Source organism: Rummeliibacillus sp. JY-2-4R, assembly GCF_053847205.1.
Genome location: NZ_CM132623.1, coordinates 1,618,475 through 1,633,610, shown reverse-complemented (window position 1 = coordinate 1,633,610; position 15,136 = coordinate 1,618,475). Strand labels below are relative to the sequence as shown.

10 protein-coding genes and 1 pseudogene are annotated in these 15,136 nt (G+C 36.3%); 2 read left to right on the top strand and 9 right to left on the bottom strand.

Going from position 1 to position 15,136, the window contains the following annotated elements:
* Positions 1-279: 279 nt before the first annotated feature.
* From ACWV26_RS07935 to ACWV26_RS07915, 5 genes are all read right to left on the bottom strand, one after another.
* Positions 280-1,626: a GntP family permease gene (locus ACWV26_RS07935; protein WP_455897806.1), complete on the bottom strand. Its 1,347-nt coding sequence runs from the start codon at positions 1,624-1,626 to the stop codon at positions 280-282.
* Positions 1,627-1,687: 61 nt separating this feature from the next.
* A complete protein-coding gene (locus tag ACWV26_RS07930; protein WP_455897805.1) occupies positions 1,688-3,673 on the bottom strand; it encodes a YjhG/YagF family D-xylonate dehydratase in 1,986 nt (661 codons plus the stop codon).
* A 185-nt stretch (positions 3,674-3,858) separates the two neighbouring features.
* On the bottom strand, positions 3,859-5,328 hold the full coding sequence (gene gucD / locus ACWV26_RS07925; protein WP_455897804.1) for an alpha-ketoglutaric semialdehyde dehydrogenase GucD: 1,470 nt from the start codon (positions 5,326-5,328) through the stop codon (positions 3,859-3,861).
* Positions 5,329-5,425: 97 nt separating this feature from the next.
* Complete coding sequence (locus ACWV26_RS07920; protein ID WP_455897803.1) at positions 5,426-6,349, bottom strand: fumarylacetoacetate hydrolase family protein; 924 nt, start codon at positions 6,347-6,349, stop codon at positions 5,426-5,428.
* Positions 6,350-6,546: 197 nt separating this feature from the next.
* Positions 6,547-7,308 (bottom strand): IclR family transcriptional regulator, encoded by a 762-nt coding sequence (locus tag ACWV26_RS07915; RefSeq protein WP_455897802.1) that lies wholly within the window; start codon positions 7,306-7,308, stop codon positions 6,547-6,549.
* Between the two features lie 666 nt (positions 7,309-7,974).
* Here ACWV26_RS07915 and ACWV26_RS07910 point away from each other — a divergent pair.
* Positions 7,975-8,143, top strand: a pseudogene (locus ACWV26_RS07910) (succinate-semialdehyde dehydrogenase (NADP(+))); the annotation flags it as partial.
* Between the two features lie 323 nt (positions 8,144-8,466).
* Here ACWV26_RS07910 and ACWV26_RS07905 read toward each other — a convergent pair.
* Together ACWV26_RS07905 and ACWV26_RS07900 are read right to left on the bottom strand one after the other, a co-directional pair.
* A complete protein-coding gene (locus ACWV26_RS07905; RefSeq protein ID WP_455897801.1) occupies positions 8,467-9,783 on the bottom strand; it encodes an MFS transporter in 1,317 nt (438 codons plus the stop codon).
* 150 nt (positions 9,784-9,933) lie between these two features.
* Entirely contained in the window at positions 9,934-11,316 is a 1,383-nt protein-coding gene (locus tag ACWV26_RS07900; RefSeq protein ID WP_455897800.1) for an ArgE/DapE family deacylase, read from the bottom strand.
* Positions 11,317-11,549: 233 nt separating this feature from the next.
* Between ACWV26_RS07900 and ACWV26_RS07895 the strand changes: the two genes are divergently transcribed.
* Complete coding sequence (locus ACWV26_RS07895) at positions 11,550-12,998, top strand: sigma-54 interaction domain-containing protein (protein ID WP_455897799.1); 1,449 nt, start codon at positions 11,550-11,552, stop codon at positions 12,996-12,998.
* A 97-nt stretch (positions 12,999-13,095) separates the two neighbouring features.
* Here ACWV26_RS07895 and ACWV26_RS07890 read toward each other — a convergent pair whose 3' ends face one another.
* Positions 13,096-13,800, bottom strand: a complete 705-nt coding sequence (locus ACWV26_RS07890; RefSeq protein ID WP_455897798.1) for a FadR/GntR family transcriptional regulator — start codon at positions 13,798-13,800, stop codon at positions 13,096-13,098.
* Positions 13,801-13,804: 4 nt separating this feature from the next.
* A complete protein-coding gene (gene lhgO, locus ACWV26_RS07885) occupies positions 13,805-15,034 on the bottom strand; it encodes an L-2-hydroxyglutarate oxidase (RefSeq protein WP_455897797.1) in 1,230 nt (409 codons plus the stop codon).
* Positions 15,035-15,136: the final 102 nt, after the last annotated feature.

Sequence of the window (15,136 nt, the reverse complement as noted above, 5' to 3'; positions counted from 1 at the left end):
TTATGAATTAATTGACTTGAAATAGCAGTATCCTCAAAGTTTACTAAAATAAATAATGCACATTTTAAAAAGACCGCTGATGTTGGTCCATCAAGCGATCAATCAATAATTGTTCCCTCAAGGGGATTCGGCTCTTAATAAGATAAAATAACCCATCCTTTCGAGACACAGACACTGACTCGTAGATGGGTTATTTGTATATAATGTTCTTGACAATATCCCTTCGGCATTTTCTTCTAACAACTAGGGTGTCTTTTAATAAGTCAGATCTAATCGATATTAAACAATGATATTCATTAATAAGATACATACTAAACCAACTATTGAAAGAATAGTTGAAAGTAAAGTCCAAGTTGCAAATGTTTCTTTTAAACTAAGTCCGAAAAATTCTTTAACCATCCAAAATCCTGCGTCATTTACATGGGATGCAATTGCACTACCAGCTCCTGTCGCTAGAGTGACTAAGGCTAAATTCACATCATACTGTGCTAAAATTGGAATAACTAACCCTGCTGTCGATAATGCAGCTACTGTAGCCGATCCTAAGGAAACACGTAAAATAGCAGCTACTAACCAAGCAAGTATAATGGGTGATATTGTGCTATTTTCAAATAATCTGGCTATATAATCCCCAACTCCACCATCTATTAACACTTGCTTAAATGCACCACCTCCACCAATAATCAATAACATCATTCCGATTGCTGAAATGGCTGAAGAACAAGAATTCATAACTTGCTTAACTGGAATTTTACGTCTAATCCCCATTGTATAGAATGCAAATATTAATGATAAAAGCATTGCTGTAGACGCATTACCAACGAAATTTACAATTTCAATAAACAAATTATCCTTCATTCCCACAGAATCTTTAATCATATCAATTACTGTCGCAAACATCATAAAAATTACTGGAAGCATTGCAGTTAATAAACTAATACCAAAAGAGGGTGTTTCGTTCAATTTAAAAGATTTTTGTTCGCCTAAAGAGTCTATATTTCCATCTTTATGGAGTGCATTTGGTACAATCTTTTTTACAAGTTTCATAAAAAGCGGACCCGCAATGATCACTGACGGAATGGCAGCAATAATACCATAAAATAGGACTGTACCAATATCAGCTCCATATTCACCCGCTATTGCTGTAGGGCCGGGGTGCGGTGGTAAAAATGCGTGTGTTGCTAAAAGTGCTGAGAGCATTGGAATTCCCAAATATAACGGAGACATTTTTGATTCTTTTGCTATTGAGAATATGATAGGAATTAGTAATACTAAACCCACTTCAAAGAACAATGCAATACCAACAATAAAAGAAGCAACCAGAACAGCCCATTGAATTCTTTTTTCACCGAATTTATTAATTAGTGTCATTGCAATTCGTTGAGCGCCACCAGCATCAGCTATCAATCTACCAAGCATGGCACCAAGTCCAAAAATTAAAGCGATATGTCCTAATGTTCCTCCGATACCACCTTCAATGGATTTAACAATTTCATTTAAAGGAAGTCCAAGTAAAAGCGCGACTATAAAAGAAACAATAAGCAATGAAACAAATGTATTTATTTTAAATAGTGAAATTAAAATCAATAACAAAATTACACCAACAGCTATTATTAATAGCGGCATATGCATCTCCCCCTTTGATTTGCACGTGCATTATTTCTGAATTTAGCCAAAAACATTTGCTCTAGTTATTTAACAAGATTTTTTCTGATAGCGCTTTCTTTCCAGCCTCTAAAACTTCAATAATCTTTTCTGTATCATACACACTGCCTTGCCATATACCACCACTCACTGATTGAAGAGCAGCCCATAAACGTGTGTCATCTGGAAGATCAGGATCTGGTTGTAAATCAGGATGCAATTCTCTCTCTGCTAAAGTTTTTGCCCCTTCTTCTTTAGTTAAAGGATTTCCTTCATTCCCAATAAAATTGATAGATCCGACTAACTCATTACGATTCACAATAATTTCTATTATATCTCCGTCTCTCAATTTACCAATAGGTCCATCATCTAATGCTTCTGGACCTACATGCCCGATACAAGCACCAGTTGATACACCAGAAAAACGTGCATCTGTGATGAGTGATACATGTTTACCGAAAGGTAAATGTTTCAAAGCAGATGTTAATTGATAAGTTTCTTCCATCCCTGTTCCAGAAGGACCTCCACCCATTACTACCATGATGTCTCCTTCTTCTACCCCACCGTTTTTAATCGCTTCTATAGCTGCTTTTTCAGAAGTAAATACTTTTGCTTTGCCTGTGTGACGATAAACGCCATCTTCTCCAATGACTGAAGAATCAATAGAAGTAGATTTAATGACAGAGCCTTCTGGGGCAATATTTCCAACTGGAAACGTTACTGTAGAAGTTAACCCTCTTTCTTTTGCTTTTGATAGACTCATAATGATGTCGTCTGGATCAATGCCATCAACCTCAAATAATCGCTCTCTTACCAGTTTCCTTCGTTCAGATTTTTCCCACCAATCTAGGTTAGTTCCTAAAGTTTCTCCTGTTACAGTCAAGGCGTCTTCATGAAGCACTCCTAATTCTCTCAATTTAAGCATAACTTCAGGTACTCCACCTGCTAAAAATGCCCTAACAGTAGGATGTCCACTTGGTCCATTTGGTAAGACGTCTACTATACGAGGAATCTTTTTATTAATGTTTGTCCAATCCTGAACAGTAGGAATTTTGCATTTTGCTGCATGAGCAATTGCTGGTATATGTAGCAATAGATTAGTAGAACCACCAAAGGCTGCGTGGATAATCATCGCATTTTCAATGGCTTTATCCGTTAAGATATCCTTAGTAGTAATATTTTTTTGTTCTAGTTCAAGGACAGCTCGAGCAGACTGTTTAGCCATTTCTAACCAAATAGGTTGCCCTGATGGAGCAAGCGCTGAATGAGTAACTGCTAATCCCAATGCCTCTGCAACAACTTGAGAAGTACCCGCTGTTCCTAAAAACTGACATCCACCACCTGGAGTAGCGCAAGCACGACAACCTAAATCAGCTGCTTCTTGTAACGAAATTTCGTTATGAGAATATCTCGCACCTATTGTTTGAATCTTTCCAGCATCTTCTCCATTTGTTGGAGGGAGAGTTACCCCGCCTGGAATAAGAATTGTTGGTAGATTATGTGATGAAGCGAGAGAAATCATCATCGCAGGTAGTCCTTTATCACAGGTTGCAACCCCGATTACTGCACGTCTTGTAGGCAACGACCGAATAAGTCTTCTATAGACCATTGCTGCATCATTTCGAAATGGCAGCGAATCAAACATTGCTGTAGTTCCCTGTGATCTACCATCACATGGATCACTAACAAAACCAGCAAAAGGAACGCCATCTTGTTTTCTTATTTCTTCTGCAGCGGCTTGCATAAGAACTCCAACTTCCCAGTGCCCTGTATGATAGCCTAAAGCTATTGGATTCCCATCATTATCTCTAATTCCACCTTGTGTACCCAAAATTAGCACTTGTTTTCCAAGTAATTTCATCGGCGACCAGCCCATACCAACGTTTTGAGATAAACCAAAAAGATCCCCACTTGGTGAATCTAATAGCATTTCTGCTGTTAAAGGCAACGAACCAATAGGACCGTGTGAATGAGTTTGAACTTTATAAATCGATAAATCTTCTTCTGTAAAAATAGATTTTAAAGACATTTGTCATTCCTCCAATTCATTTATTAGTTTTATAAAACCTGAATAAAGGATTTATACTCTAGGTAATTTGTTTAATAGAACATTTGGTGCACAACCAATTTTTCAAAAAAATAGCCCAAAAATCAAAACTTCAACCAAGTTGTTGCCGGTAGAAGTTTTGAATTAATTTATTTATTCAATTATGTTTAAGTTCCTTTTACAAATACTGTCTTTATTGCGGTATAAAATTCTTTTGCTGCTTCTCCCTGTTCTCGAGAACCAGTGCTCGAAGCTTTCATTCCACCAAATGGTGCTTGCAATTCAACTCCTGCACTTTCAGCGTTAATTCTAATAAGACCTGCATCAATATCGTCTACAAAATCTAATAAAGAATTGATATTAGAGGTAAATATTGAAGCACTTAATCCATATTTTGTATCATTTGCAATCTCAATTGCTTCCTCTATAGAAGCTGCTTTAATTAACGCTATGACAGGTCCAAAAATTTCCTCTTTAGCAATCGTCATTTGTGAATCAACATTATCAAAAATTGTTGGAGAAATATAATAGCCGTTCTTCAATTCCCCTTCATCTAAGACTTTTCCTCCAAAGATTAAAGAGGCTCCTTCTTTTAATCCTTTTTCAATATATTCATTTACAATATTAAACTGGCTTTCACTTGCACATGGTCCCATCCAAATCCCTTCTTGCAAGCCATTTCCTACTGTAATTTTCTTAGTTTCTGTAATCAACTTTTCTTTGAATTCATCATAGACTGCTTCTTCTACAATCACGCGGCTTGTTGCAGTACATTTTTGTCCAGTGGAACGAAAAGCTCCACTAATTACTCCTTCTACTGCTTGGTCCAGATTGGCATCCTGTGCAATAATTACAGGGTTCTTCCCACCCATTTCTAATTGGAATTTAATACCACGCTCTGCTGCTGATATTGCAACAGTTTTACCTACGCCTTCAGATCCAGTAAAAGTAATTGCATTTAACAACGGATGATCAATTAATCCTTGACCCACTACAGAGCCTGCTCCAGTGATAAAGTTCAAAACACCTTTTGGGATACCAGCTTTAACAAAGCATTCCATAATTTTAGCTGCAGTTACTGCAGCCTCTGTTGCTGGCTTAAACACTACTGTATTACCATAAACTAGAGCCGGAGCAATTTTCCAAATAGGAATTGCGACAGGGAAATTCCATGGAGTAATAACCCCTACTACTCCAAGAGGTGCCCTTTTTGTAAACATCAATGCATCCTTTTCAGAAGAAGGAATAACATCTCCATCTTTACGTAATCCCTCGCCCGCGTAATAGCGAAGAATTGCTATCCCTCTGGCAGTCTCTCCCTTTGCTTCAGGAAGCGTCTTCCCCATTTCTCTTGTCATTACTTCAGCGATATTGTCTAAATTTTCTTCTATGATATTGGATACTTTATATAGAAGCTCTCCTCTTGCAGCCTTACCTAGCTTACGCCATTCTTTTTTTGCATGATGTGCTGCTTCAACTGCTTTATTCAAATCTTCTATTGTTGACTTTTGTACATATCCAACAATCTCTTCTCGATTTGCAGGATTAACACTTCCTATTACTTCCAATGTGGAAGATTCAACCCACTCATTATTAATAAAATTTTTATAAGTTTCATTCTTACTCATTATTTTCATAATTCTTCTCTCCCTTATTATTAAAAAGTAGGTGTGACTGCAAACTTATGACCAAACAGCAGTTGCAAAATTATCGTCAGACTTTATTAAAACCGCTTTATATTTTTAATCCATTTTGCAACGTCTCCGCTGCTAAAATTTCTTCCGATGCTTTCACTGAATTGCGTAAAACACCAATTCTCGGAATTTCAATTTCAATAATATCCCCATCTTGCAGTGTAAATTCATTTGGCGGCACAATACAGGTACCTGTCAATAGAACGGTTCCATCAAAAACAATATTATCTTTTAATAGGAAATAAATTAATTCTTCATATTTTCTTTTTAATTGCTTAGTGTTTGCATGACCTTCCACTACCTTTTCTTTATTACGATAAATCCTACAATAGATATCTAGATTATAGGGATCGTCAACTGATTCCGATAACAGAAGTGCTGGTCCTATTGAACAAGAATTTTTCCAAATTTTCGCTTGTGGTAGATATAGTGGATTCTCCCCCTCGATGTCCCTTGAACTCATATCATTTCCAATAGTGTATGCAAGAATTTCACCCTTTTTATCGATGACAAGACCTAGCTCTGGTTCAGGTATTTGCCAATTAGAATCACTCCGTATGAAAACCTCTGCATCAGGTCCTACTAATCTAGCAGCAGTAGATTTCATAAAAATCTCTGGACGGTAAGCGTCATAAACCTTGTCATAAAAAGTTATCGTATTTAATTTGCCGTTCGTGGTTTCAAAATTCCGTGCCTCTTTGCTTTTTTCATATGTCACTCCTGCTGCCCATACTTCTGGTGCTTCAATTGGTGCAAGCAACGAAAGTTCCTCCATCTTCATATTTTCAGAATTCTGATGTTTAATAATGTCATTAATGAACGATAATGGACTTTGATTTGTACGCTTTGCACTCTCCACCAATTCTAAAAAGTCTTTACAGTCTACCTTGTAAACCTCAGATTGATTAGTTACAGCAGCGAGTGCTGGCGCCCCATTAGCATCTTGGTATCGGATTACTCTCATTATTTTTTCTCCTTTTTTGTTTTATTTTCTTAAAATTCAGAATATCAATTTGCCAAACCAGGCTAAATAGTGAAATTTCTGGAATGAACGTGAGAATTGTCCCCGTTCAAAGTGCATTCACTCTGATGTTGTGTGAGGCATAATCTGCTTGCTTTAATTTTAGTTAGATAAGACTCAGGGTTTAAAGAAAAGTTTATTTAAGCACTAAAACCGGCATGTAAAGAGATTCTTTTCGATAAGTTCAAGATCTCAGCCTGAGCTATTGCCCTTTTCTCATTCCACTTTGATATTTGTATCGTAGCGCTTACTGCAGCAATAATCTTATTCTGATGATTGAAAATAGGAGCAGCTATACAATTAAAATTTTCCACTGCTTCTTGGCATTCTTCGATAAATCCATTTTCTTTAACTATTAAAATTTGCTTCCAAAGATCTTCAAAGTTGCTAACAGTATATTTAGTAACCGGTGTAAAGGATGAATCATGATATAGTACTCTTAATTTTTCATAATTATATTGTGAAAGTTGAGCCTTTCCCATCGCTGTTGCATGTGCTGGAAATCTCATTCCTGGGTCTGTTGATACTTTCACAGGAGATGATCCGTCCTTTTTCGCAAGATAAACTATTTCTGTACCATCAAGTATTGATAGTTGCAAGGTTTCTCCGAGCGTTTCAACTATTGAAAGCGCCGCCAAATTAAAGGTATCAATGATATCAAATTGCTTAAAGTAAAACGAAGTAAGTGACCCCAATTTTATCCCGAGAGAATAAGTACCATCTTTCTCCTTTGTAACCCAATTTAAAACTTCTAATGTATTTAAAAGCGAAAATAGCGAGCTTTTATTAATATTGAGTTCATTCGAAAAATCAATTAATCGATATTTTGCAGGATTATGGGCAATAATATCAATAATTTTATCTGCTCGTTCAATCGCAGGAGCCCAATACTTCTTCTCCATTTAACATCCAACCCTTCTCAGATGTGGTTTATTATAATAAACCTAGTTTTCTATGTTGTCTAAAGCTTAACCAGGTTCACTATAATGAACCTGGTTTCTTATTACAATCCAAATGTAACATGATGTTTTTTTGCCGTCAACACATTTTTCTAAATTTTCTGAATTCATTTCGCCAACTAACTTTTAAATAAAAAAAACCGATTATTATTGGGTATAACCATAATAATCAACATGAAATTATTTTCTCAGAGAAGTTTGCATTTAAAAGAATACTTTCCTTTTTAGCCCTCTTTTTATTATTATTTTCACCTTCTGCATATGCACTCTCATGGTCTTATCCTTTTGTACCTTGGAATGGCAAAGTGTATGAAGTGACAGATTTATCATTAGGAGAAAAACTAGTCGGCAAGAAGATTGGAGAAGTTGAAGAACACAGATCAAACGATTGCTGTGAAAGTAGATGGACAATACCTGCAAGACGTTTATAAATTTGAACAGGCTAATGATACATCGAATATGGTGAAAGAGTTTTCTCCTGGAGTTCATTTAGAAAGAATATACGGAAGATGTATGTCTAAAAATAAAGCTTCTAGAAGAGTAATGGAAAAATCAGGCCTTTCATTTCAAGGACGCGGTAAACACGAAGTATTAAAATGGGGCAGCTATGAAGATGTTGATCATTTTGGTGTGGTTTCTGGCTGGAATGATGATGCTCCTTCTGCAGCTCATGTACCTTTTGGTGGAATAAAAAGAAAGCGGACTAGGATGCGAATGCTGTATAGTAGGAATTGAACCATACTTAGAGACAAAATACTTATCGATTGGAAATTTATAAACATAAGAGATTTTAAACATTGAGGGTCTTATAATTTTCTGCATTGTTTTTTTGACGTTTGTATTTGGATAAGTCTAATTCTTTAATTGCTTCGGTTCGCATAAATGATTATTAACCGGGTTTCAGAATGTGCTTTCCATCATATGAAATTAAACTATCAAAATTTTTTATTTTAATGATGCAATTATTTAAATACATAAGATCCTAATGACTAACTATTCTCTATAATCGGGTATTCTTGATTCTTTTCAATTTAATGTAAGTCGCACACAAAAAGGGGCTTTTAAAACACCCCCTTGAATAGAAAAGATATTTACTTTGAGTTATGCAGCTTTATCCATATCTAATTGATTATTTGTCTTCTTTAACTTGGCAACTGCTGCAATAGAAATAAGACAAGCTGCAATAAGATAGATGCTAATTGGAACAGTACTATTAAATGTATTTAGTAAATACACGCATAGTAATGGAGATAATCCTTGGATTGCAGCTGAAATTTGATAACCAAGTGAAGTCCCGCTATATCTAATGTTGGCGGGAAAACATTCTGCAATTAATGCGGCTAAAGGTCCATAAACTGTTCCAGCACCAATAATGGATGCGCACATTCCTAGAATAACCAATGCTGTTACCTTTGTATCAAGAAGCCAGAAGAATGGAAATGCAACCAATATTGTCAATATACTTCCAACAAAAAATACAATTTTTCTATTATATTTATCTGATAAATGTGCCGCATAGAGAATTACTATAATCTCGACTATCGCTACTAACAAGATGATATTAGTTAGAAACTGTTTATCTAAATGTAGTTGTTCTGTTCCATAGCTTATAGCAAAAGTAGTAAAAATATAGAAAGGAACACCTTGTGCTAAGCTGGAAAAAATAACTAATAATAATGCTTTAGGATATTTTTTGAAAACTTCTTTTACTGGTTGTTTTGCTAGACGATTCTCTTTCTTCATTTTAGTAAATTGAGGAGAATCAGCCACCCCTCGTCGAATAATAAAGCCAACCAATACAAGCACTAGACTAATCAGAAAGGGAATTCTCCATCCCCAAGTATAAAAATTATCTCCTGTTAAAAAGATTGTAAGGGAGATAACTCCTGAAGATAGAAGCAACGCAATCGGGGATGCTATTTGCGTCATGCTTCCCATTATGCCCCTACTTTTCTTAGAGCTCCATTCAACAGAGAGTACAACTGATCCTCCCCATTCACCCCCTGCACCGAACCCTTGGCAAAACCGCAAAAATATTAACAGAATGGCTACAATAATACCTGCATTTTCGTATGGGGGCAATAATCCTATGAGCGTACTGCTTATCCCCATTAACAAAAGAGTAGTTACTAATGTAGATTTTCGTCCAATACGATCACCAAAATTCCCGAAAAAGACCGCTCCAAGCGGTCGTGCAAGGAATCCTATAAAGAGTGTAGTAAATGATTGTAGTAACCCTATGTAGGGATCTGATTCCGGAAAAAACAATTTTGGAAATACTAAAGCAGCCATTGTTCCATAAATATAGAAATCATACCATTCAATCGTCGTTCCAACTACGCTGGCAAGGGCAGCTCTTTTAACAAGATTCTTTCGCTTTTCTTCAGTAATAATGTCATGTTTAATTACAGTTGACATCTTTTCTCACCATCACTTTCCTTTAATTTCTATAGGCAAAAGATATTATTACGTACCCTCTCGCTAATAATCTTCTTAAATATGATTACGATGCAATATATTAAAAGTTATGAGATAACTTAGCACATTGACTTTATATTGCCTATTACATTACTTCTCAATAATATCGTTATCATAACCGCACCACTTCAACAGAAATGCAGCGTATGTTTTGGTTACCCTTTTGACACTGTCAAGGTCAACCCACTCATTTGGTGCATGAAGACCCTCGCCTGTCGGGCCATAACAAGTAGCGGGTATGTCATAATATAGGTTATAAAATCTTGCATCAGTCGTAGCTGTAAAGATTTCAAATTCCAATGGTTTTTTCTCAACGGCCATATGAGCCTCGTTTAAAACAGTAAATAACTCTTGATTCGGATCAATTGAAAATCCTTCCGCATGAAAGCCGTAAAATGAAATTTCCGGAGGATTTTCACTTAACCATTCATCCTTTGCAACAGCTGCTAACAGAAATTCCTTTAAATCGTCTTTTACATCCTGTGGGTTAACCCCTGGAGGAAATCCCACTCTTGCTTCAACAATACATTCGGATGGAACAGTTGAAGGCCAATCTCCGGAATTGATTTTTCCAATATTAATATTGTATGGATGAGGGTGATTAGCAAAATCCTTGTGCTGATTTCGGCTGTTCAATTCTTTTTCATAATCCAAAAGTGCATTAATCATTTTATAACTTTCAATAATTGAGTTCACAGCTTTGTCAGCTCTTTCAGTATGTGCACCTAACCCTTTGACTTTTACCCTGACCCATATCACACCAACTTGAGCGATCAGCCCTGTTTGTCCAAGTGGTTCGGGAATAAGGGCTACATCTGCTTTAAATCCTTCTTCTATCGCTGCAAGCGCACCATTTCCAGTACATTCTTCTTCTGTTACTGTTTTGATAATAACGTTAGATGAAAGCTTGATTCCTGCATCGCGCACCGCTTTTAACGCAAAAATCATAGCCGCCACGCCTGATTTCATATCAGCTGTGCCCCGACCGTACATTTTATTTCCAACTATTTCAGCCCCCCATGGATCATGCTCCCAAAAAGAAACAGGTTCTGGACTAACAACGTCTATATGCCCTTGAAAGATAACACTTTTACCTTTCTTAGGGCCTTCTGAAAGATATTCACCAACGATTACAGGCCTATCATCATATGTCCATTCAGGTTCTGAGTAACCAGGATGTGTAGATAGCTTCTCAGGATTAGGAATCACTTTTGATACAGATAAACCTAGCTCTTTTTCCAAAAAATTTGCGATAAAATGTTGGATTGGTGCTTCGTTGCCAAGCGTTGAGGGGAATTGACAAAGCTTTTGCAAAAAGCTGATTTCATCTTCCCATGACTTGTCTATTTGATTGAATACGTTTTCAAAAGTTAAATCGGTTTCTGTTTTCATAACATTCTTTTCTCCTTTTTTTGAAGTTTGTCTTTCCCGTTCGGTTCTTATTGAGAGATCTGAAAATTTCTCAGTATTCATTTTATATCACCCCTCACTATTTAATAATGCAAAATTCATGCCAAAAAAGAGATAAAATAAGTAAGGTTTTAATACCTTTCCCTCAAAAAATAATAGAAAATTATGAAAAAAAGAAGGTATAATTATAAAAATCAACTCAACTGATTCGAAATCAACTCGTTATTTATTTGAATATATACCGTTTGGATATAGCTGAATCGGATTAGACTCAAAAATAGGGATGGTGGAAGGATTTGGAGAAATTGTTTGACTCGTTTTATCAAAATCCAGAATTATTTATTGAAATTTTGGAATCTATTGATGATGCAATCTATATTACAGATCACAAAGGAACAACATTGTGGATAAATTCCGTGAGTGAATCGATGTTCTGTCTTCCCAGGAGTGTAATTATTGGAAGAAATGTTAGAGAACTAGAAAAGAAGGGTGTATTTAAACCATCTGTTATCCTTAAGGCCCTTGAAGAAGGGAAAAATGTTAGTGTTGTACAAGAAGTTGCTGAAGGGAGACGCTATATTGCAACAGGGCATTTGGTTAAAAATAAAGAAGGAAAAGTAATCGCTGCCGTCGCTCATTGCCGAGATATAACGGAAGTCGTAAAAAATGCAACTAAGTTACAGGAAATCGAAGAGTTATTGGAAAAGTACAGTTCTTATATACGTAAGCTCACAAATATAGAGGCAAATAGTAACGGTGTTGAATATATCGACTTTGAGTGGAAAAGCAATAGTCGCGTTACTGCTAATAATATTATTGAAAAGATTGCTACAGTAGACGCAATGTCCTTAATCGTAGGTGAAACAGGTACGGGGAAAAGTCTTACGGCAGAAAGGATTCATTCGTTAAGCAAAAGAAGAACCGGACCTTTTGTACAAATTAATTGTGCGTCAATACCCGAATCCTTGCTCGAGTCAGAGCTATTCGGCTATGAAAAAGGGTCATTCACTGGGGCAACTTCGAAGGGGAAAACAGGATTAATTAAAGCTGCAGAAGGAGGAACTTTATTTTTGGATGAAATAGGAGAAATACCGTTACATATGCAAGCGAAAATATTACACTTTATTCAGTCAAAAACTTATTTGCCAATTGGCGCCAGGAAACCCAAACAAGCGGACGTAAGAATTATTGCAGCTACTAACAGGGACCTGGAAAGTATGGTATCTGAAGGTAATTTCCGTTCAGATTTGTTTTATCGAATGAATATATTAACAGTAAAAATACCGGCTTTAAGTGATAGCCGTGACGACATTGAGAATCTGGCCATTTATTTTTTAAATCTGTTTAATGATAAATATAATACAAGAAAGCACTTCTCTAATGGGGTACTCAAAACATTTTTGCAATATTCCTGGCCAGGGAATGTGCGTGAGTTGGAAAATTTAATCGAACGTCTTGTGATTTTATCTGAGGACGAGATTATTGAAGAAATAGACCTCCCCCAAAAAATGATAGAGCAAAACGACAATTTCAACTTACCAAACAATTTAAATAAGGCGACAATGCAAGAGATTTTAGAAGAGATGGAAAAAAAGATGATTATTGATGCCTTAGAGAAAGAAAACTCGACTAGAAAAGCCGCCAAAATTTTAGGTGTTACGCAATCATTACTTATGAGGAGGATAAGGAAGTATAATATCCAGCTGATAGTTGAAGAAAGTAAAACCTTTGTGAATAAAGTTTAGCGATATTGAACCGGGAGAAACTCGATTAGAACCTTTTCGAGTCCCCGGAATCAAATACGAAACTGCGATTGCAATTGATGTGACCTAACGCATTGTTTTACAATTCACTATTTAAAAATAAATGAATTTTCTTTTCTACGTTTTTCAAGTGAATGATGGACTGTACCTTAGCAAGATCTGGTTCTTCAGCTTCAATTGCTAGAAAAATATTTTCGTGTTCTTTATAAACGATTTCTCTTTTTCGTACGAGTCCAACATTTTGTTTAAGCGTAATGTCTAATACCTTATTGTAAAGAGAAGACAGGTTTTCTAGCATAAGAACCATTACAGAATTGTGTGTAGCTTGAATAATAGAACGATGAAATTCAAAATCAGCTTCTCTACCTGTCTTTTCCTTAATATTAAAATCATGTTCCATCCATTTTAGTACTTCTCGCATTTTTTCTAATTCATCAGATGTTCGTCTGCTTGCAGCTAGATAAGCCGCTTCTGGTTCTAAGATTTTCCGCATTTCAAATAGGTGTCGTATACTTTCTCCGTCCGCTTTTTGAATTTGAAAGTGTTGAGTTAATGAGGATGGAATAGCTTCTTCTACATAACTTCCTCCACCTTGTTGAGAAGAGATGATTCCCATTGCTCTTAAAACACTTAAGGCTTCACGAATAGGCATTCGACTGACACCAAATAAATCGGCTAACTCCATCTCTGTAGGAAGTTTTGATCCTGGTGGAAACTTTCCATTTTCAATCATCAATAGTAATTCACGCGATATTTTTTGTGATACTTTTTCTTTTTGCTTCAAATTTCTACCTTCCTTTGGCGATTTGATTGGAAAACGTTATTATATTGGGTGACTGTGGAACTTGTTCACTGATTGCTCGACCAATGGAAATTGAAGCAGTTGCAGCTGGTGAAGGCGCATTCAAAATATGAATAGAACGTCCTTTAGAATCTATTAAGAAGTCGTCAACCATACTTCCATCTTGCATAATTGCCTGTGCTCTTACACCTGCATGAGTTGGCACTATATCTTTCTCCGTTAATTCTGGGATGAGTCGCTGCAAGCTACGTAAAAATGCCTGTTTACTGAAGGAACGGATCATTTCATTTATACCTTCCTTCATATTCGGCATTGCCATTTTCCAAAAACCTGCGTATGTCATTACTTCAAAAAAGTCTTTGAAGTTAAAGTCTGTTTTTTTATAGCCTTCCCGTTTAAAGCTCAGCACAGCATTCGGTCCAGCGTGAACTTCTCCATTAATCATACGGGTGAAATGCACTCCTAGGAAAGGAAAATCAGGGTTTGGTACTGGGTAAATCAGATTTTTTACAAGATGTCGTTTCTCTGGTACCAATTCATAATATTCCCCTCTGAATGGTATGATTTTGGCTTCAGTCCGCAATCCGCTCATACTTGCAACTCGGTCACTATGTAGTCCGGCACAGTTAATAAGAAAATGTGAATGAAATGTCCCTTGATTTGTTTCAATCGTGACACCGTCAGTTCTCTCGTTTATCTTTTCTACTTTAGTGGAAAGATGTACTTCACCACCTCTGTCTTGAATAAGACGAGCAAAGGTTTCAGAAACCCCTTTGTAATCAGCAATTCCGCAACTTGGAACATGAATTGCTCCAAGCCCTCTTACATGCGGTTCAATCTCACTTAGTCTTTCAACCCCTATTTTCTCTACTTTCAATCCGTTCTGTAAGCCACGCGCATATAAATTATCCATTAATGGTAGCTCATCTTGCTCTGTTGCAACGATTACCTTACCACATACGTCATAAGCTATTCCATGTTTTTTGCAAAACGAAATCATGGCTGCATTTCCTTCACGTGCAAACTTAGCTTTAAAGCTTCCTGGTTTATAGTAAATCCCAGAATGAACAACCCCACTATTATTACCCGTTTGATGGTGAGCAAGTGTATTTTCTTTTTCAAATATAGCAATTTTCGCATGAGGATAACACTCAGTTAGTGCATAACCGGTAGACAAGCCCACAATTCCCCCACCAATAATTATATAATCATACATTTTTCTTGTCCCCTCTCAATAAAAATATGTAATACAAATAAAAAAGTGTAGACGGATTGAAAACGGTTTCGTATACTAATTTCAAGGTTATTTTTTGAATTA